We start from the raw sequence: 265 nt of genomic DNA, 5'->3' as shown, positions 1-265 counted from the left end.
GCCCAGTTCTACGGGATCGACATGAGCCTGAGCCAGTACGCCCTCGTGGCACTCGTGTCCGTGCTGGGCTCGGCCGCGACCGCCGGCACCACCGGCGCCACCGTGATGCTCACGCTCACGCTGTCCACCGCCGGGCTGCCCCTCGAGGGCATGGCCCTGCTCCTGGCCGTCGACCCGATCGTGGACATGGGCCGCACCGCCCTCAACGTGTCCGGCCAGGCCCTCATCCCCGCGCTCGTGGCCTCCCAGGAGGGCATCCTCGACC

Annotated in this window: 1 protein-coding gene; it reads left to right on the top strand. The window is 72.1% G+C overall.

Going from position 1 to position 265, the window contains the following annotated elements; all coding sequences use genetic code 11:
• The coding region (locus ACWXWW_RS18100) for a cation:dicarboxylate symporter family transporter (protein WP_455971407.1) at positions 1-265 on the top strand (265 nt) is incomplete at both ends.

This window comes from Microbacterium sp. KNMS (assembly GCF_053851835.1).
Note: the sequence above shows the minus strand (reverse complement) of the source record. Positions and strands in the feature narration are given on the sequence as shown.